Source organism: Methylomonas sp. ZR1, assembly GCF_013141865.1.
Lineage (GTDB): Bacteria > Pseudomonadota > Gammaproteobacteria > Methylococcales > Methylomonadaceae > Methylomonas.
On sequence record NZ_RCST01000001.1, the window covers coordinates 389,697 to 406,787 of the forward strand.

Genomic DNA, 17,091 nt, shown 5'->3' on the forward strand with positions numbered 1-17,091 from the left:
CGTGAACCTCGCGGGTAACATCCGCTGTTAATAGTTCTGTCCTGAACACTTTTTGGTTTTAGTGTTGTAGTTGCCGCAACTGATAGGCGCGGTCCAGTCGGCGATGATCGGTTTGCTGTCCGGCAGGAAGTCCGACCAGGCGTCGCCATCGACCAGTTTGTTGGTTTGCCAGACGGTGACGAATTGACCATCGTCTTGAATTTCGCCGATCAACACCGGTTTGCTGATGTGATGGTTAGGCAGCATTTTCGACATACCGCCGGTTAGGTTGGGGTACTCGACGCCAATCAGCGCTTTTTGTACCGCGTCGGAATCCGTGGTGCCGGCTTTCTCGACTGCTTTCACCCACATGTTGAAACCGATGTAGTGCGCTTCCATCGGGTCGTTGGTGACGCGCTTAGGATTCTTGATGTAGTCCTTCCACTGTTGGATAAAGGCCGCGTTTTTGGTGGTATCCACGCTCATGAAGTAGTTCCAGGCCGCCAAGTGACCAACCAAGGGTTTGGTGTCCATGCCCGAGAGTTCTTCTTCACCCACCGAGAAAGCGATGACCGGAATTTTTTCCGCGGAGATGCCTTGATTGCCCAACTCTTTATAGAACGGGATGTTGGCGTCGCCGTTGATGGTGGAAACCACGGCGGTTTTCTTGCCTGCGGAGCCAAATTTTTTGATGTCAGCAACGATGCTTTGCCAGTCGGAATGACCGAATGGGGTGTAGTTGATCATGATGTCCGCCGGTTTAACGCCTTTGGATTTCAGATATGCTTCCAGGATTTTGTTGGTGGTGCGCGGATAGACGTAATCGGTACCGGCCAACACCCAGCGTTGTACTTTCAGGTCGTTCATCAGGTAATCGACCGCTGGAATTGCTTGCTGGTTGGGCGCGGCGCCGGTGTAAAACACGTTTTTGGAAGACTCTTCGCCTTCGTATTGCACTGGGTAGAACAGGATGCTGTTCAACTCTTCAATAACCGGTAACACTGATTTTCTAGAAACGGACGTCCAGCAGCCGAAGATGGACGCTACTTTGTCCTTGGTGATCAGCTCGCGGGCTTTTTCTGCAAACAGCGGCCAGTTGGAGGCCGGGTCGACCACTACCGCTTCCAGCTTCTTGCCCAGCAAGCCGCCTTTTTTGTTTTGCTCGTCGATCAGCATCAACATGGTGTCTTTCAGCGTGGTTTCGCTGATCGCCATCGTACCGGACAGCGAGTGCAGCACGCCGACTTTGATGGTGTCTTCGGCGCGGGCCGAGGTGGCGGCGCCGAATAGCGCGGCGGACAAGGCCGTGACAGTCGCCAGTTTACGGAAGGAATTGCTCAGTAGTTTCATCGTTGTAATCCTATGTCGAGAATAAATCGTGGGTGAATCAACAGCCCGTTTTTCGTAGGGTGGACATGCAATGCCCACGCGCGGAGTTTGTTCCGCGTGGGCACATAAATGTGCCCACCCTACGTTTATATTTGCCATTGAAAGCCGACCATGACCTGGCTGGCGTTCTCGCCGCTGGCGGTGGATTTGTAGTTCAAGCCTTTGGTCAACAAATCGCCGTATTGGTAGCTGGCGAAAATCTTGGCGTTGTGGCCGTCGATGATGTAGTTGACGCCGCCTTCGTAAACTTCACGATTCGGGCTGTTATCCGGCGAGACGTTGACGTAACGCAAATACGGTTGAAATTGGCCGATGCCGATTTTTTGCGGGAATAGATACATGCCGCTGACATCATAGGCGTTGCCTTCGAACATCGAGAATTGAGCCGGCGCGCCGACACTGCCTTCCGCGTCGCGGATAGTTTGGCTATACGGGCCGGTGATGCCGTAGTTTTTGTACTCGCCGTTGAGGGTAACCACGCCGCCGCCCGGCAACACTTTTTCCATCAACACGTCGGCGGTGGTGCCGCGGAAGCTGCCGGGCGAACCCAGCGCACCGGCGCCGTCTTCCTGGTATTGGTTGGCTACGCCGACAGTCAGAATGTCGCCGCCCTTGCCGTAGTAGGTGCCGGAGGTGTAGTAGCCGGGGTTTTTCTCCACGTCCCAGAAGTTGTAGGCAAAGCGTTGCGCGTACAGGATGTTGTCGTCGACGTTAGCTCCGCCGCGCAGGCCACGGAAAAAGCCGGCCGCGTATTGGAAACGACCGTCGAATACCGCGCCCCAGAAGGTGGCACCGTCGTCGCGGCCAAAAGATCCGGCGGATGTGCCGTCGGATTTGATGACCAAGTTATAGTCGGACGGCTCGAACGGCGTGCCGGCGGAGAAGATGTTATACACCGCGCTGTAGAATGGACCGTTCATCTCGCGGCGTTCGGCAGGAACCAACATCCGGCCCACCCATAAATTGGCGTAGGGCGTGACTTCGAATTTGCCGATGGCATCCAGAACCCGCACTTCGCCGCCGTTGCCGCAGGTTTGGCAATCGGTGTTGAATTCGACTTTCAGATATTTGTGAATCTGGCCATTGATGTATAAACGGATGTTGTCCAGATTGAAATCGTTGCTCCATTTGTCGGCGTTCGCGCCGACCGAGCCTTCCTGGGCGCGAAAGCTGGTTCTTAAACCGGCACCGACGCTGACCCATTTGGTGTCGTCGATTTTAAACGTCGCGCCTGCCTGCGCTTCGGGCGCCTGTCCCAGGGCGATGGCGCCCAGGGCTGCCCCGCTTAGCAAGCCGATGGCCCGGCCGCTTAGTTTTTGTGGGTTAAAACCAGTCATTTGCATTCCCCTCTATCTGGATTAAACAAGCCATTGCCGCTGGCCATGGCGATTGAAAACGTCGGGGAGATTGTTGAATTTTGCAGACAGCGCCACAATCGGGTAAATGACTCATCAGTCATTTGACGTATGGCTGGCAAATAAGGGTTTCCGTAGAGTGCAGCTTAACTTGGGAGATTGACGATTATGAAAATAACATCCGCTAGAGGTCTGTTTTTGCTGCTGGGTCTATTGGGTTTCGCGCCATGCCAGCCGACGCTGGCAGCGCCGACGGCCGACGCTGTTAAACCGCTGCAGGCTATTGAATTTGGATTGGCGCCAGACAATTTGCAGCAGTTCGCTACGCCGATTGACGTTGCGGCAATCGGCGAACGTGTCCGCGCCAATTTAACCGAGTGGGAATTTCCACTCGCCGGCAAAGGCCCTTACAGCCATAGTTTGCAGGCCAAGCTCGGCAAGATCGCCCGCCGGGAAACGCCGGTGGGTTTTTCGTTTTCGTCTGGCAATTCCGACCCGCGCGCGACCGATTTTCAAAAGGCCGACGTGTTGCCGATTACCTGCACATTGCGCGATGTCGGCAATCAAGCGGTGTTGGTGGAACGCGAATCGACATTTAGCGCGCATGCTTTGGATAAGGATGTTCTGCCGGCGCGCATCGTCGACAAATTGGTGGATCAGATCGGTACGGCTTGTCTGGATGTGTTGGAGCATGCCCCCTTGCCCAAGCAGGCCGGTCGGGTGAAAACGGAGTTATTCAAACCTAAGTGGATGCCGGATGTAAGGGTGGAGGTTAGGGAGGTTAAGGGTGCCGTTGATGCAAACGGCGTTGCGCAGCCGGGGGCAGTTGGTGATGAACCGAAGAAGGAGATTATTATTCATAATCAGGGGACGCCGGTGATATTTCAGTTTGGACATGAGAGGAAGTGATTTTTTGTGGCGATGATTCCGTTCGTGGTCGACTGCATGGATGCAGGAGGTAGAGCAACGCAGGAGCAGTTGCCTAGAGCTTGTCGAACCATGAGCGGAATCATTGATGTGTCGCTACCGCGACGGGTTTTGTTGAAGTCGGGTCTCGGCCCGACAGCCGAGATACTTTCTTTTGCTTGGCCAAAAGAAAGTATCCAAAGAAAAGGCCACCCGGAATTCCGCCTTAATCCTGCGCTTCTCGCTTTTGGCGAGGGTTTTCGGAAGAGCCATCCCTGGCCCTCCGAAAACGAGCGGCATCCCTGCCGCTCCCCTGCAGGCTGATCTCGCCAAAAGCTGCGATGCTCGGGGCGGAATAACGGGCCCCCCCGTCGCGAGATGAAAGGCTATCTCCAAAAAGGGTTCGCATATATTTCGAGCGATAGGCTTCACTCTATTCAGTGCATTCTTCGCCCTTGATGTTAAAGTAGTTTCTTGTCTAACAAGTTTAGTTAACCAATGGCAATATGAAACTTAACATCCCAGAATTTCAGGTTGGCAAAGATAAGGCTGAAAAGTATATTTTAAATTTATGCAAAGACTTAGGCTGTTCGATAAGTGACAGAAAAGACTTGACGAAAATTAAAGAAATTGATTTTGGCGGTAGACATTATAAAATTAACTTACCTAAAGAGGTCGATATTGTTAGGAAAAGCGGAAAGGCAGATGTTTTACAAAGGCTGTTCGATTCGAAAGATCCTTTTTTAAATATGTTTCCAGGAATGAGTGTTGCTACTACAGCCCCAGGATTAAAGATTAATATAACATCAAGTTATGGTAGTCATTCTGTAAGCGTAAATGCACCTGGTTTTATAGAAGCACCTGAAATTTCATTTTCAGACGATATATCCTTTTATCGAAAAGAAGCTGTTGTAATGTTTAATCAAGATGACATTCCTGGTTTTGCGAGAGCTTATAGAGCTTACCTTCTAAGCTGTATTTCATTGCTGGACTGTGTTATTCACCGATATGCTTTTCACATCAAAGCTTTGATTCCTTCAACACATGATTACGCTAATACTAAAGTGTTGGATTCCATTTGCTCATTCGACGAAAAGCTTGAGGCTTGGATGACGACATTTGCAGCTCATAAAATAGACGAATATAAAAAATCGAAGTATTGGTCAAAATTTATTGAATTAAAGACAAAGAGAAATGAGATTGTTCATTCTGTAAACCCTCATATTGGATACGATATTAAAGATTCTGTAAAGTATTTAAACTATGTGCAAGATGGAGTGGGCGGTTTTCTAGCTGAATTGAGGAAGTATGCTGGTCAAAGCGAAAATATCGGTTTTATTAGGCAGGTAAAAACACAGGCCGAAATTACGATTATAACAAATCCGCGTACATCCGTTTAGCTTAGCACGGTAGGGTGGGCACGCGCTTTTCGTGCCCACGCGGGAAAACCACAAACCCCGAATTAACCGCCCAAAATTTAACAACCAAAAAATAATGTCCTGTTACCGCCGCCCTCAAAATCCCGGTGCAACGTATTTTTTCACGGTGGTGACTTATCGGCGGCAAGCGATTTTATGTGATGAACCGGTGCGGGAGGCTTTGCGACAAGCGATTGCAACCACCCGCGCCAAATGGCCGTTTATCATCGACGCCTGGGTGTTGTTACCGGACCATTTGCATTGCATTTGGACATTGCCGGCGGACGACGGAGATTTTGCGACCCGTTGGAGCGTGATCAAACGGCAGGTGAGCGTGGTTTGTGGTGACGCATATCGGCGGGCCGAATGGATCAATGCGTCGAAACAAAAGCATCGGGAATCGACCATATGGCAACGCCGGTTTTGGGAACATCAAATTCGCGATGAAACCGATTTTGCCAGGCATATGGATTACATTCATTTCAACCCCGTGAAACATGGGTATTGCAAGTGGGTAAGCGAATGGCCTTATTCGACGTTTCATCGCTACGTCAAGGCGAGTGTTAATTCCATGGATTGGGGTGATGATGTTGATGACGTGGTAGCAGGGGAGTGAACCGCGCCACTGCGTGGGCACAAAAAGCCGTGCCCACTCTACGAAATCGGGATGGTTTTCGTCCCGTATGCCGCGCCGAGCACCGGAGCTTTTGGTGGGAATAGCCCGAAGGGGTGCGGCACGGATGCCGCACGTCGGCGAAGGGGTAGGAAGCCCCTTTCGCCAACCCCCGCCAAAAGCTTCGGAGCGCAGGGAATAAGCGGCATCCGGGTGGCTTTTCTTTTGGTGACTTTTCTTTGGCCAAACAAAGAAAAGTCACTCGGCTGTCGGGCCGAGACCCGACTTCAAAAATACCCGTCGCGGCAGCGACACCAAAACATGAAGCCAATTCACCAAAACATTACCAAAATCCGCCGCGACTACAACGCTTTAGTCGCCAACGAAACCCTGGAAGACTACGCGCTCAGGTACGCGCCGCGCAGCTTCCGGAAATGGAGCGAATTCCAGGTGGCCAACACCGCCTTCGGCTCGACCTCGTTTCTGGTGCTGGAAGCCATCGGTGGGTTTTTGTCTATCAACTACGGCTTTACCAACGCCTGCTGGGCGATTTTGATCGTCGGCATCGTGATTTTTATCACCAGTCTGCCGATCAGTTATTACGCCGCCCGCTACCATATCGACATCGATTTACTGACCCGAGCCGCCGGTTTCGGTTATATCGGCTCCACCGTTACCTCACTGATTTATGCCTCGTTTACCTTCACGCTGTTTGCGTTGGAGGCCTCGATCATGTCGCTGGCGATTGAATTATATTTTCAGATTCCGCTCGCGCTTGCGCATGTGGTCAGCGCAGTGATCGTGGTGCCCTTGGTGACGTTTGGGATTACCACCATCAGCCGAATGCAATTATGGACGCAGCCGGTGTGGTTGGCGCTATTGATTGTGCCTTATATTGCCGTGGCCCATGCCGAGCCGGAAGCGCTGATGACTTTGCAGGCGTATTTCTGGATCGCCGGCAGTGGGGAAGGCTTCGATTGGTTGTTGTTCGGCACCGCGACTACCGTGGCATTTTCGATGGTGGCGCAAATCGGCGAGCAGGTGGATTTTCTACGTTTCATGCCGGATAAAACCAAGGCTAACCGGTTTAAGTGGTGGGCAGCGATGCTGGCGGCTGGGCCGGGCTGGGTCGTGTTTGGGGTGATTAGGCAAATAGCGGGTGCTTTGTTGGCGCATTTGGCGATACGCCACGGTATTAATCCGCAGCATGCCCACGAACCGACGCAAATGTATCTGGTGGCTTATAACGAGCTGTTCGAGAATCCGCAATGGGCCTTGGCGACCACGACCTTGTTCGTGGTGTTGAGTCAGATCAAGATCAACGTTACCAATGCTTATGCCGGCTCGCTGGCCTGGTCGAACTTTTTTTCACGCTTGACGCATAGCCATCCGGGCCGGGTGGTGTGGTTGCTGTTTAACGTCCTCATTGCCTTGTTGCTGATGGAGTTCGGCGTATTCGGCGCGCTGGAAAAGGTGTTGGGTTTGTTCTCGAATATGTCGATAGCCTGGATCAGCGCGGTGGCGGCGGAGTTGATGATTAATAAACCTTTGGGGCTCAGCCCAAAGGAAATCGAATTCAAGCGTGCGTATTTGTCCGATCTTAATCCGGTGGGAATGGCTGCTACTTTTGTGGCGTCGGTGGTGTCGATTCTGGCTTATGTCGGCCTGTTCGGCGAATGGCCCAAGGCTTTTTCGGCGTTTATCGCGCTGAGTCTGGCCTTTGTTTTGGTGCCGGCGCTTGCCTATTGTTGCGGCGGTAAACATTACCTGGCCCGCGACCGAAAAAAACACAATCGTAAAGCCCACGATAATTGCTCGATTTGCGAGAACGAATTCGAGCACGACGACATGGCGTATTGTCCCGCCTACGCCGGCAGTATTTGTTCGCTGTGCTGCACACTGGACGCCCGTTGCCTGGATGCCTGCAAGCCGGGATTTCGCTTCGACGATTATCTGGAAAGCCTGGCCAAGCGCCTGATGCCGGATTTTATTGGGATTACCGCGCGCTTGCGCCTGTTGCGCTTTGGTTTGTTGTTTGGGTTTCTGACCATCCTGACCGGGATTTTTATCAGCATTATTTATTATCAGGATTTAATCAGTGTTCAGCACAATCAGCCGGCTTTTGGTTTGTTGATCAACAATTTCCTGAAGATTTACGCCTCGTTGTTGGTGTTTATTGGGTTGTGTACCTGGTGGCTGATTTTGAATGCCGAGAGCCGGCGGGTGGCGCATGAAGAAACCGCCAAGCAGACCCAGTTGCTGTTGCAGGAAATCGAACAACACAAACAAACCGATCTGAAGTTGCAGCAGGCCCGGCGTATGGCGGATGCCGCCAATCAGGCCAAGAGTCGGTTTTTGAGCAATATGAGCCACGAGATTAGATCGCCGCTAAACAGCATCGTCGGCTATGCCCACATTTTGCACCAGGACCCCAATATCCCCGAAAACCGTAGGCAGGCGGTGGATACCTTGAAGCGCAGCGGCGAGCATTTGAGTGCGTTGATCGAAGATATTTTAGACATCGCCCGTATCGAGGCGCGCAAATTCGATTTTAAGTACCAACCCATCGATTTCCCCGGGTTTATCGAGCATTTGGTACATGTTTTCAAAGCGCAAGCAGAAGACAAGGACTTGAGTTTTAATTGCCAATTGACCACAGTGCTGCCGCAGCGCATACGCGGCGACGAAAAGCGGGTAGGGCAGATTTTGATGAACCTGCTTGGGAATGCCATCAAATTTACCAGCCAGGGCGGTGTGGTGTTTCGGATCGGTTATAGCAGCGGTGTAGCCAGCTTTCAGGTGTCCGATACCGGCAGCGGTATTGATGAACAGCAATTGCAAAACATCTTTCAACCCTTCACCCGGCTGGATACCCCGACAGGCAATGCGGTGTCGGGTAGTGGCCTGGGATTGACGATCTGTAAAATTCTCACGGAGGTGATGGGTGGCGAGTTGACGGTGCAAAGCAAGGTTGGCGAGGGCTCGACGTTTAGTGTGCGGTTGTTGTTGCCGAGCTTGGGCGTAGAAAATGAAGCCGAACCTCTGGCACCTATCATCGGCTATCAAGGCGCGCGCCGGCGGATCATGGTGGTGGACGACCAGCGCGAACATCGCGAACTGCTATTGTCTTTGCTGGAGCCGCTGGGGTTTTATCTGGAGGAGGCCGATTCCGGCGAGGCTTGTTTGGACAAAGTGGCGGCACAGCAGCCGGACCTAATTCTGCTGGATATTTCGATGAGCGGTATCGATGGTATCGAAACCGCGATGCGTTTACGCGAGCTTGGTTTGCAGATGCCGATTGTGGTGCTGAGCGCCAATGCCTATCCAGGTGATCGGCTGGCGGTATTGAATGCCGGCTGTAACGATTTTCTGTCCAAGCCGATTCAGGTCCCGCAGCTGATGAGCAAGCTGAAGCTATATTTGTCGCTGCACTGGATTTATCGGGACGACCCAGGGCAAACGGTTCCCGAAAAAGCGGCCGAGCCTATGCTGATGCCGCCGCCGGAATTATTGCAAGCCTGTGTGGAATGCGTGCGGATCGGCGATTTGTTGGGATTGAAGAAAGTGTTGGAACAGCTCCGGCAAGCCGAGCCGCGTTACAACGCTTTTTTTGCCAAGCTGACAGCCTTGGCAAATGAATTTAGGGTAGGCGAAATCCGAAAACTATTGCAGATGCACAAACAGGAGGTGTCCCGATGATGGAAGTATCCGCCAGCAATGGCACGGTGTTGATAGTCGACGATACGCCCGGCAATCTGGCCCTGCTATCCGATACGCTTTCCGAGGCCAATTATCGGGTGTTGGTGGCGACTGACGGCTGTTCGGCCATCGAGCAGATTCAATATGTCAAACCCGACATCATTTTGTTGGACGTGATGATGCCGGGCATAGATGGTTTCGAGACTTGTAGCCGTTTGAAAGCCGATCCGGCCACCGCGCCGATTCCAGTGTTGTTCATGACTGGGCTTAGCGAATTGGATGATTTGCTGCGCGGCTTTGGCGAGGGGGCGTTGGATTACATCGTCAAGCCGATTCGGCCGGCCGAGGTGCTGGCGCGGATTGAAGTGCATCTGACCCAATCGCGCAATTTACGCCGGGCCGAGAGTTTACTGGATCATCACGATTTTGCTGCGGTGGCGGTGGATGCGGCGGGCGGCATTGTCTGGCTGACGCCGGCGGCTCGCGAATGGTTGGACGATTTTGCCGAATTACAAGAAGGAGGGGCGCAGCATACTGCGGATAAGCTATTGCCGGAAAGCATGCGTGGCTGGTTTCAACGCTGGTTGCGGCAAAGCGGGCGCAGCGAGGTGGCAGCCGAAACGGAAGCGCATCGTCTGGCTCCGGGCTTTGCGTTGCGGGTCAGCGCCTGCCAGAATCCGGATGAATATCTGCTGTTATTGCAGCGCGAAGACGCGCAATGGACGCCGGAAACCTTGCGCGACAAGCTGAAGCTGACCTTTCGCGAGGCCGAGATTTTAATGTGGATTGCCCGCGGCAAGACTAATAAGGAAATCGGCATCATCCTCACCACCAGTCCCAGGACCGTGAATAAGCATCTGGAGCATATCTTTGAAAAGCTCGGCGTTTCGACGCGGGCGGCGGCGGTGGCGATGGTGTTGCAGCGAGGGTGAATCGGCAATAAAAAAGGCCGGCAACTAACTGTTTGCCGGCCTTTTATTTGGTCTGGAGAAACTTTTAGCCTTTAAGGCATGTACATGCCGCCGTTCACATGCAAGGTTTCACCGGTGATGTACGAGGCTTGCTCGGAGGCCAGGAAGGATACCGCGTGGGCAATTTCTTCAGGCTGGCCGAGGCGACCCAGCGCTATTGAGCCAAGTAGGGCGTTTTTGATGTCATCCGACAGTTCTTTGGTCATGTCGGTGTCGATGAAGCCCGGCGCGACTGTGTTGACGGTGATGCCGCGCGAACCGACTTCTTTAGCCATCGATTTGGCGAAGCCTACCATGCCGGCTTTGGCTGCCGCGTAGTTGGTTTGGCCGGCGTTGCCGGTCGAGCCGACCACCGATGAGATATTGATGATGCGGCCGTAACGGACTTTCATCATGCCGCGCAACACGGCTTTGCTCATCCGGAAGATCGAGGTCAGGTTGGTGTTGATGATGTCGTCCCATTCCTCGTCTTTCATCCGCATCAGCAGGTTGTCGCGGGTGATGCCGGCGTTATTGACCAGAACCGCCGGTGTGCCGTATTCGTCGCCGGTGGTTTTGATGAAGTTTTCGATGTCGGCAGCGTCGGCGACGTTTAATTTGTAGCCTTTGCCGTTGTCGCCCAGATAAGCGGAAATAGCCTCAGCGCCGCTATCGGAGGTAGCGGTGCCGACCACAAAAAAGCCGTCGGCGACTAATTTTTCGGCAATGGCCCGGCCTATGCCGCGGCTGGCGCCGGTAACAATGGCGAGTTTTTTATCCACGGAGTTGCTCCACAACGTTGTCAATGGTTTCGGGGTCGTAAATGGTGTAATGCGTTGCATCAGGCGCTATGCGTTTGTTTAAACCGACTAATACTTTGCCGGGCCCGCATTCAACAAAAGCGGTGACGCCTTGTTCGTGCATGAATTTGACGCTTTCCACCCACCGCACCGGTTTGAACAATTGTTCTTTCAATGCATAGCGAATCACTTCCGGCGAGCCGTGCGATTTGACGTCGGCGTTGTGGATCAGCGTGCTATTGGGCATCTCGACGTTAAGGCTTTGCAATATTTCGTTCAATTTGTCGGAGGCCGCTTCCATCAATGCGCAGTGGGACGGCACGCTAACCGGTAGTTTTAATGCACGTTTGGCGCCCAGCGCTTTTAAGGCTTCCATCGCTCTTTCCACTGCGGCGGTTTCGCCCGCAATCACCACTTGGCCTGGGGCATTGAAATTGGCGGCCGCAACGATTTCGCCATTGGCGACTTCGGCACAGGTGTTAACGACTTGATGATCTTCCAGGCCCAGAATAGCCGCCATCGCGCCTTTTCCGGCTGGTACTGCTTCCTGCATTAGGCGGCCGCGCTCGGCGACCAGGCGAATGGCGTCTTCATAACCCAGCGCACCGGAACAGACCAGGGCGGTGTATTCACCCAAGCTATGGCCGGCCATCCAGGCGGGTTTGATGTCGGTTTTTTCGCACCAGGCCCGCCACACCGCAACGCCGGCCGCCAGCATCGCCGGCTGGGTGTTATGGGTTTGGTTTAAGTCGGTGTCAGGGCCGTTAGCGACCATGTTCCACAGATCGAAACCGAGTACGTCGGAAGCTTGTTCGAAAGTTTGCTTGACCAATGGGTTGGCGGCGGCCAGGGTGCCCAGCATACCGACGGCTTGCGAGCCTTGTCCGGGAAATACGAATGCCAGGTTGTAACTTTGTTCTATCGTCGTCATGTTTAGTACCTGATTAATGCGGAACCCCAAGTAAAACCGGCTCCAAAAGCTTCCATTAATACGGTTTGTCCGCGTTGAATACGGCCGTCGCGCACGCCTTCGTTAAACGCCAATAACACGGAGGCGGAGGACGTGTTACCTTGGTTTTCCAGGGTTAGAATCACTTGGTCCATCGACATGCCCAGCTTCTTGGCGGTGGCGGCGATGATGCGCGTATTGGCCTGATGCGGCACCAGCCAATCGATGTCGCTTTGCTGTAAGCCGTTGGCTTCCAGGGTTTCATCGACAATCCTGCCCAAGGTGTTGACTGCCACCTTGAAAACTTCGTTGCCGCGCATGCTGATGTAAGCGGGCTCGTTTTGCTTAGCGACAGCCGCTACCTGCGGATTGGGGCAATACAATAAATCTTCGTAGCCGCCATCGGAGTGGATATGCGTGGACAAGATGCCCGGCTTATCGCTGGAGGTCAGCAAAATCGCGCCGGCACCGTCTCCGAACAGAATGCAGGTGCCGCGGTCGGTCCAATCGACGATGCGTGAGCAAATCTCCGTGCCGACTACCAGTACGTTTTTGGCAAAACCGGTTTTCAGGTATTGGTCGGCGATGCTGAGTCCGTAAACGGAACCCGAGCAGGCGGCCTGAATATCGAAGCCGACGCATTGCTTGATGCCCAGGCGCTCCTGCAACAGGCAGGCCGTACTGGGATAGACGCGATCCGGTGTGCCGGTGGCGACGATGATCATGTCGATCTCGTCAGCGGCAATTCCGGCTGCGTCAATGGCTTGTCTGGCGGCGATTTCCGCCATGCTGGAAGCGGTTTCGTCGGGACCGGCTACGCGGCGGCTTTTGATACCGGTTCTTTCGTAGATCCAGCTGTCGGATGTGTCCACCGTGGCGGATATATCGTCATTGGTGCGGATGGTTTCGGGCAGATAGCCGCCCGTACCGATAACATGAGTCCAGCGTGTCATTCATCAACCTTTTGGGCCAGCGCGAGTTCTAGTTTTTCGCTGATTTTACGAATAAGGCCCTGTGCGACTTCGACTTCCGCCAGATGAATGGCGGTTTCGAAAGCCAGAGCGTCGGCGCCGCCGTGGCTTTTGATCACCAAGCCGCGCAGGCCGATGAAACTGGCGCCGTTGTAGAGGCGCGGGTCTATGCTGTCTTTGAAGCGTTTCAGAACAGGATACGCGATCAATCCGGCTAATTTGGTCAGCCAGTTTTGCGAAAAACTGTCTTTCAGTTTGCTGCCTATCATTTTCGCCGCGCCTTCGATAGATTTTAGGGCGATGTTGCCGACGAAACCGTCCGAGACGATTAAATCGACTTTGACACTACCGGCGTTGATCGAATTGCCTTCCACGTAACCGATGTAATTCAGCCCGGAACTTTCCAGCAATTTAGCGGCGGCTTTGACTTGTTCGTTGCCTTTCATGTCTTCTTCGCCGATGTTCAACAAACCGATACGAGGGCGTTCGATTTTTTCCACGGCCTTGACCACTTCTTCGCCCATGACGGCAAATTGGTAGAGTTGTTCGGCGCTGGAATCGACATTGGCGCCTAAATCGAGCATGTGGGTGTGGCCGAAAGTAGACGGTAGTGTGGAAATAATCGCCGGGCGTTCGATGCCGGGAATCATTTTCAGTACGAAACGGGCTGTTGCCATTAACGCGCCGGTGTTACCTGCGCTGACACAGGCGTCGGCCTTGCCTTCCTGTACCAGATTTATCGCCACGCGCATGGAAGAATCTTTTTTGTTCTTCAAGGCTTTTTGCGGCGCTTCGTCCATCTCGACGACTTGCGAGGCGTGTTGAATACTGATCCGACCTTTGAACTCGACCAGCGCTTGGGATAGCAGGTTACCAAGAACCGCTTCATCGCCCACCATGATCAGATTTAAGTCCGGATTTTTTCGTAAACAGGCCAGTGAAGCAGGTACGGTCACTTGAGGACCGAAATCCCCGCCCATGGCATCAATTGAGAGAGTTGAGCTCACGCTTAGGACTAACTCCAGAAGTTGAAAGGAGCCAACAGCTGTCCAGCGACGTGTTGGCTTACTCAGAGACTATCAATAAATCAAATATTACTGCCCGTCATGCTGACGATTGCGCGGTAAAACGCGATGTTTGCGGCCCGTCGTGGACTAAGGGCTGCTCGACTCGATTTGCGAATGAGTTACAAGTCGGCCTATGGCAGTTTAAAACGATTAATCTTCGTCGTTGCCGGCAATGATTTGACGGCCTTTGAAGAAACCGTCCGGCGTCATGTGGTGACGCAGATGGGTTTCGCCGGTCAACGGATCCTGAGACAGGGTTTTACCGACTAATGCATCGTGTGAACGACGTTGACCGCGTCTGGAACGCGATACTTTGCTCTTTTGTACTGCCATTTCAATCTCCAGTTTTTTTAAGTTTTGCTAAAACAGAAAAAGGGTTGTTAGCCTTAGTCTGACTATCTGTTGCGCTGTAATCGGCATCTTCCGAACGGTTGTGGGCGAGACAATCGTGTTCATGCCGAGGGTAGTCGGGCAATGCCAGCAGGATTTCGTCTTCGATCACCGTGTTCAACGATAGGGTGTCGCCGTCCAGCAATAGTGGTTCGCAATCGTCCAGTTGCTTTGCTTCCTGTAGCGAAGCAACAACAGCCAATTTAAAATCGATATTCAGCGGCCAGACCAGTGCTTGCAAACAAGACTGACACGCCAATTCCACAACACCCTCGATATGGCCGGCAACGACAATGCGTTTACCTTCCTTACCAAATTCGATCTTGGCGCTAACGCTGCCACCATGATCGATCACGCTACCAGACAAGCGCTCGAGCGCAGCGATTTTTATATCCCCGGAAAACGCGCCGCGTCTTTCGGCGAATAATAAGGGATCGATAAGGTCGGGAAACTTGTCTGACATAACTGTACAATGATACAGATAACTAACTGTTGCGTCAAACGCACACCGACTCAAACCACTACCTAGCCGATGACCGCCATAGTCCTTGCTTCGAGTTCGAAATACCGTTGCCAGTTGTTGGAAAAACTGGGTCTTGCTTTTTTAAGTTGCAGCAGTGACGTCGATGAGAGCCCGCAAGCCGGCGAATCGCCCGATGCTTTGGTGCGCAGATTATCGCTGGCGAAGGCTGAAGAAGTCGGCAAAACGTACCCTGATCATTTAATCATCGGTTCCGATCAGGTTGCCGTGCTGGACCAAGAGATATTGGGAAAACCCGGCGGGCGCGACGCGGCAATTCAACAACTTGCCAAGCAATCCGGCCGGACCGTGCAATTTTATACTGGAGTCTGCGTTTTTAATAGCGTATCGGGCCGGCATCTGAGCGATATGGATGTTTGTAGTGTGCAATTCAAAACGCTGACCTCGTCGCAGATTGAAAAATACATTGATTTGGATCGGCCCTTCGACTGTGCCGGCAGCTTCAAATCCGAGGGTTTAGGGATCGCGCTATTTAGTAAAATTGTCGGCGAGGACCCCAATGCATTAGTAGGATTGCCCTTGATAAAATTGGTGGCTTTACTCGACAAGTTTGGGGTCAATATTCTCTGATTTACCGCGACTTACGGTAGCAGAAAATGCTTGCCAGTACCGTTTAGTGAAATTTTTTGTTCGGTCCGAGTAATTCAAACATCTGCAAAAACTCCTCTTCCACCTGCTCCATTATCGAAATGGTTTGCTCTCGTGTCAGACGCACTAGCGTTAACGATTGGTTAGAAAATTCAGCTACGGCTATTTCCAAGCCATCGGCTTGTTGGCCGCTATCGACCAAGCGCGCCGCCATATGCAGCAAATGCGCGTCCAGTTTGTGTATTTGTGCATCGGCAGGATTCAGATAACAGCCTATGGTTTCGTAGAGGGATTCCGGTAAGCCCCAGATTTTTAGTAATTCCCCGCCGACCTCAGCATGAGTGAAACCAATCAGTTCTTGTTCGAAACCGGCCAACAAAGCGCGGTTGTGGTCTGCGGCAAGCAATACGCTTAGATATTGCTCGGGCATTTTTTGACTGAGTATCAGTGAGCCTATGTCGTGTAAAAGGCCGGCCAGAAACAGTCTTTCGGTATGCAGAACGGCGCTGGCTTTAGCTAGCATCCGGGCAATCACCGCGCAATGTATACTGCGCATCCAAAACGAGGTCATGTCGATCAGCTCGTCGGGAATTTTTCCGAAGCGATCAACGACCGTGGTAGCCAATACCAGATTACTCAAGTCGTCGATGCCTATTACGGTAACGGCGCGGGAAATGGTGTCGATTTTGGCTTGAAAACCGTAGAAAGGACTATTCACTACCCGCAGTAACCGGGCGCTCAGAGCAGGATCCTTGGCGATCACCTTGCCGATGTCCGCCAGCGAATAACGCGAATCCCGAATCATTTCGCTGAGTTGAAAATAAATATCGGGCAGGGAAAACAGTTCGGTCGAGCCGGCAATCAATTGCTTGATGGCAGCAGCTTTCAATTAACTCTTCCGATACAGCGCCATCACGTGCTGCACATAATTACGGGTTTCGGGATAGGGCGGCACGCTATTATTGTATTTCATCACCGCGCCTTCGCCGGCATTATAACCGGCTACCGCCAAGGTTAGATTGGAGTTGAACATCGCCAGTAAATCTTTCAAGTAGCGGGTGCCGCCATCGACATTCTGTTCGGCATCGCGCCGGTCGGTCACGCCATAGCGGCGTGCGGTATCCGGCATTAATTGCATCAAGCCCACCGCGCCGGCCGAGGACACCGCATTGGGGTTATAGGCTGATTCGGCTTGAATCACTGCGTGCAGCAGTTTGGGGTCCATTTGATGTTTGGCCGCGGCCTTGGCAACTAGATCGTTGAACTTGAGCTTGTTGCCCGACATGAACTTTAGGTCGTGTTTATAAGTACGCGGCCGGGTACGGATGATCAAGCGGTAATCGAAACCTTTTTTGGGTTCGTCGGTGTAATACACCCGACCGCTAGGATCGGTGTATTTAAAAATGTCGGCCCCCGCATCGGTGATTAGCGCTATCGATAGTGTGGCAATCAACAGGGGTTTCATCGCGTCACCTT

The 17,091-nt window shown here is 52.7% G+C and carries 16 protein-coding genes; 6 read left to right on the top strand and 10 right to left on the bottom strand.

Annotated elements, in window-relative coordinates; all coding sequences use genetic code 11:
* Positions 1-27 precede the first annotated feature (27 nt).
* Both urtA and DDY07_RS01765 read right to left on the bottom strand, forming a co-directional pair.
* Positions 28-1,329 (bottom strand): urea ABC transporter substrate-binding protein, encoded by a 1,302-nt coding sequence (gene urtA, locus DDY07_RS01760; RefSeq protein WP_033158917.1) that lies wholly within the window; start codon positions 1,327-1,329, stop codon positions 28-30.
* Between the two features lie 125 nt (positions 1,330-1,454).
* On the bottom strand, positions 1,455-2,705 hold the full coding sequence (locus DDY07_RS01765) for a hypothetical protein (protein ID WP_033158976.1): 1,251 nt from the start codon (positions 2,703-2,705) through the stop codon (positions 1,455-1,457).
* A gap of 186 nt (positions 2,706-2,891) precedes the next feature.
* Here DDY07_RS01765 and DDY07_RS01770 point away from each other — a divergent pair, with 186 nt between their 5' ends.
* From DDY07_RS01770 to DDY07_RS01790, 5 genes are all read left to right on the top strand, one after another.
* Positions 2,892-3,632: a hypothetical protein gene (locus DDY07_RS01770; RefSeq protein ID WP_216614694.1), complete on the top strand. Its 741-nt coding sequence runs from the start codon at positions 2,892-2,894 to the stop codon at positions 3,630-3,632.
* Between the two features lie 503 nt (positions 3,633-4,135).
* Positions 4,136-5,029 carry a hypothetical protein gene (locus DDY07_RS01775; RefSeq protein ID WP_171694576.1) on the top strand — a complete coding sequence of 298 codons (894 nt, stop codon included), beginning with the start codon at positions 4,136-4,138 and terminating at the stop codon, positions 5,027-5,029.
* Between the two features lie 94 nt (positions 5,030-5,123).
* A complete protein-coding gene (locus DDY07_RS01780) occupies positions 5,124-5,663 on the top strand; it encodes a transposase (protein ID WP_171694577.1) in 540 nt (179 codons plus the stop codon).
* Between the two features lie 318 nt (positions 5,664-5,981).
* Positions 5,982-9,359, top strand: a complete 3,378-nt coding sequence (locus DDY07_RS01785) for a response regulator (protein ID WP_171694578.1) — start codon at positions 5,982-5,984, stop codon at positions 9,357-9,359.
* Positions 9,356-10,291 carry a response regulator transcription factor gene (locus DDY07_RS01790; protein ID WP_171694579.1) on the top strand — a complete coding sequence of 312 codons (936 nt, stop codon included), beginning with the start codon at positions 9,356-9,358 and terminating at the stop codon, positions 10,289-10,291. Before DDY07_RS01785 ends, DDY07_RS01790 begins: the two co-directional genes overlap by 4 nt.
* Positions 10,292-10,362: 71 nt before the next feature.
* Here the strand turns inward: DDY07_RS01790 and fabG are convergent, their stop codons facing one another.
* From fabG to DDY07_RS01820, 6 genes are all read right to left on the bottom strand, one after another.
* Positions 10,363-11,151 carry a 3-oxoacyl-ACP reductase FabG gene (fabG, locus tag DDY07_RS01795; RefSeq protein WP_216614695.1) on the bottom strand — a complete coding sequence of 263 codons (789 nt, stop codon included), beginning with the start codon at positions 11,149-11,151 and terminating at the stop codon, positions 10,363-10,365.
* Positions 11,084-12,040, bottom strand: a complete 957-nt coding sequence (gene fabD, locus DDY07_RS01800; protein WP_101051678.1) for an ACP S-malonyltransferase — start codon at positions 12,038-12,040, stop codon at positions 11,084-11,086. Before fabD ends, fabG begins: the two co-directional genes overlap by 68 nt.
* A gap of 2 nt (positions 12,041-12,042) precedes the next feature.
* Complete coding sequence (locus DDY07_RS01805; protein WP_171694581.1) at positions 12,043-13,011, bottom strand: beta-ketoacyl-ACP synthase III; 969 nt, start codon at positions 13,009-13,011, stop codon at positions 12,043-12,045.
* Complete coding sequence (plsX, locus tag DDY07_RS01810) at positions 13,008-14,036, bottom strand: phosphate acyltransferase PlsX (protein WP_101051676.1); 1,029 nt, start codon at positions 14,034-14,036, stop codon at positions 13,008-13,010. The genes DDY07_RS01805 and plsX overlap by 4 nt, the downstream gene beginning before the upstream one ends.
* 210 nt (positions 14,037-14,246) lie before the next feature.
* Positions 14,247-14,429: a 50S ribosomal protein L32 gene (gene rpmF / locus DDY07_RS01815; RefSeq protein WP_033158926.1), complete on the bottom strand. Its 183-nt coding sequence runs from the start codon at positions 14,427-14,429 to the stop codon at positions 14,247-14,249.
* Between the two features lies 1 nt (position 14,430).
* Entirely contained in the window at positions 14,431-14,949 is a 519-nt protein-coding gene (locus tag DDY07_RS01820; RefSeq protein WP_171694582.1) for a DUF177 domain-containing protein, read from the bottom strand.
* A 69-nt stretch (positions 14,950-15,018) separates the two neighbouring features.
* Between DDY07_RS01820 and DDY07_RS01825 the strand changes: the two genes are divergently transcribed.
* Positions 15,019-15,597 carry a nucleoside triphosphate pyrophosphatase gene (locus tag DDY07_RS01825; RefSeq protein ID WP_171694583.1) on the top strand — a complete coding sequence of 193 codons (579 nt, stop codon included), beginning with the start codon at positions 15,019-15,021 and terminating at the stop codon, positions 15,595-15,597.
* A 43-nt stretch (positions 15,598-15,640) separates the two neighbouring features.
* Here DDY07_RS01825 and DDY07_RS01830 read toward each other — a convergent pair whose 3' ends face one another.
* Both DDY07_RS01830 and DDY07_RS01835 read right to left on the bottom strand, forming a co-directional pair.
* Complete coding sequence (locus DDY07_RS01830; RefSeq protein ID WP_171694584.1) at positions 15,641-16,504, bottom strand: HDOD domain-containing protein; 864 nt, start codon at positions 16,502-16,504, stop codon at positions 15,641-15,643.
* On the bottom strand, positions 16,505-17,080 hold the full coding sequence (locus DDY07_RS01835) for a lytic transglycosylase domain-containing protein (protein WP_033158930.1): 576 nt from the start codon (positions 17,078-17,080) through the stop codon (positions 16,505-16,507).
* Positions 17,081-17,091: the final 11 nt, after the last annotated feature.

Excerpts from the sequence above, each read along its gene's own strand:
- DDY07_RS01785 (WP_171694578.1), top strand. The coding sequence starts at position 5,982 with ATGAAGCCAATTCACCAAAACATTACCAAAATCCGCCGCGACTACAAC.
- DDY07_RS01820 (WP_171694582.1), bottom strand. The coding sequence starts at position 14,949 with ATGTCAGACAAGTTTCCCGACCTTATCGATCCCTTATTATTCGCCGAA.
- DDY07_RS01780 (WP_171694577.1), top strand. The coding sequence starts at position 5,124 with ATGTCCTGTTACCGCCGCCCTCAAAATCCCGGTGCAACGTATTTTTTC.
- fabG (WP_216614695.1), bottom strand. The coding sequence starts at position 11,151 with ATGCAACGCATTACACCATTTACGACCCCGAAACCATTGACAACGTTG.
- DDY07_RS01825 (WP_171694583.1), top strand. The coding sequence starts at position 15,019 with ATGACCGCCATAGTCCTTGCTTCGAGTTCGAAATACCGTTGCCAGTTG.
- DDY07_RS01770 (WP_216614694.1), top strand. The coding sequence starts at position 2,892 with ATGAAAATAACATCCGCTAGAGGTCTGTTTTTGCTGCTGGGTCTATTG.
- DDY07_RS01765 (WP_033158976.1), bottom strand. The coding sequence starts at position 2,705 with ATGACTGGTTTTAACCCACAAAAACTAAGCGGCCGGGCCATCGGCTTG.
- DDY07_RS01790 (WP_171694579.1), top strand. The coding sequence starts at position 9,356 with ATGATGGAAGTATCCGCCAGCAATGGCACGGTGTTGATAGTCGACGAT.
- DDY07_RS01835 (WP_033158930.1), bottom strand. The coding sequence starts at position 17,080 with ATGAAACCCCTGTTGATTGCCACACTATCGATAGCGCTAATCACCGAT.
- DDY07_RS01775 (WP_171694576.1), top strand. The coding sequence starts at position 4,136 with ATGAAACTTAACATCCCAGAATTTCAGGTTGGCAAAGATAAGGCTGAA.
- DDY07_RS01805 (WP_171694581.1), bottom strand. The coding sequence starts at position 13,011 with ATGACACGCTGGACTCATGTTATCGGTACGGGCGGCTATCTGCCCGAA.
- urtA (WP_033158917.1), bottom strand. The coding sequence starts at position 1,329 with ATGAAACTACTGAGCAATTCCTTCCGTAAACTGGCGACTGTCACGGCC.
- fabD (WP_101051678.1), bottom strand. The coding sequence starts at position 12,040 with ATGACGACGATAGAACAAAGTTACAACCTGGCATTCGTATTTCCCGGA.
- rpmF (WP_033158926.1), bottom strand. The coding sequence starts at position 14,429 with ATGGCAGTACAAAAGAGCAAAGTATCGCGTTCCAGACGCGGTCAACGT.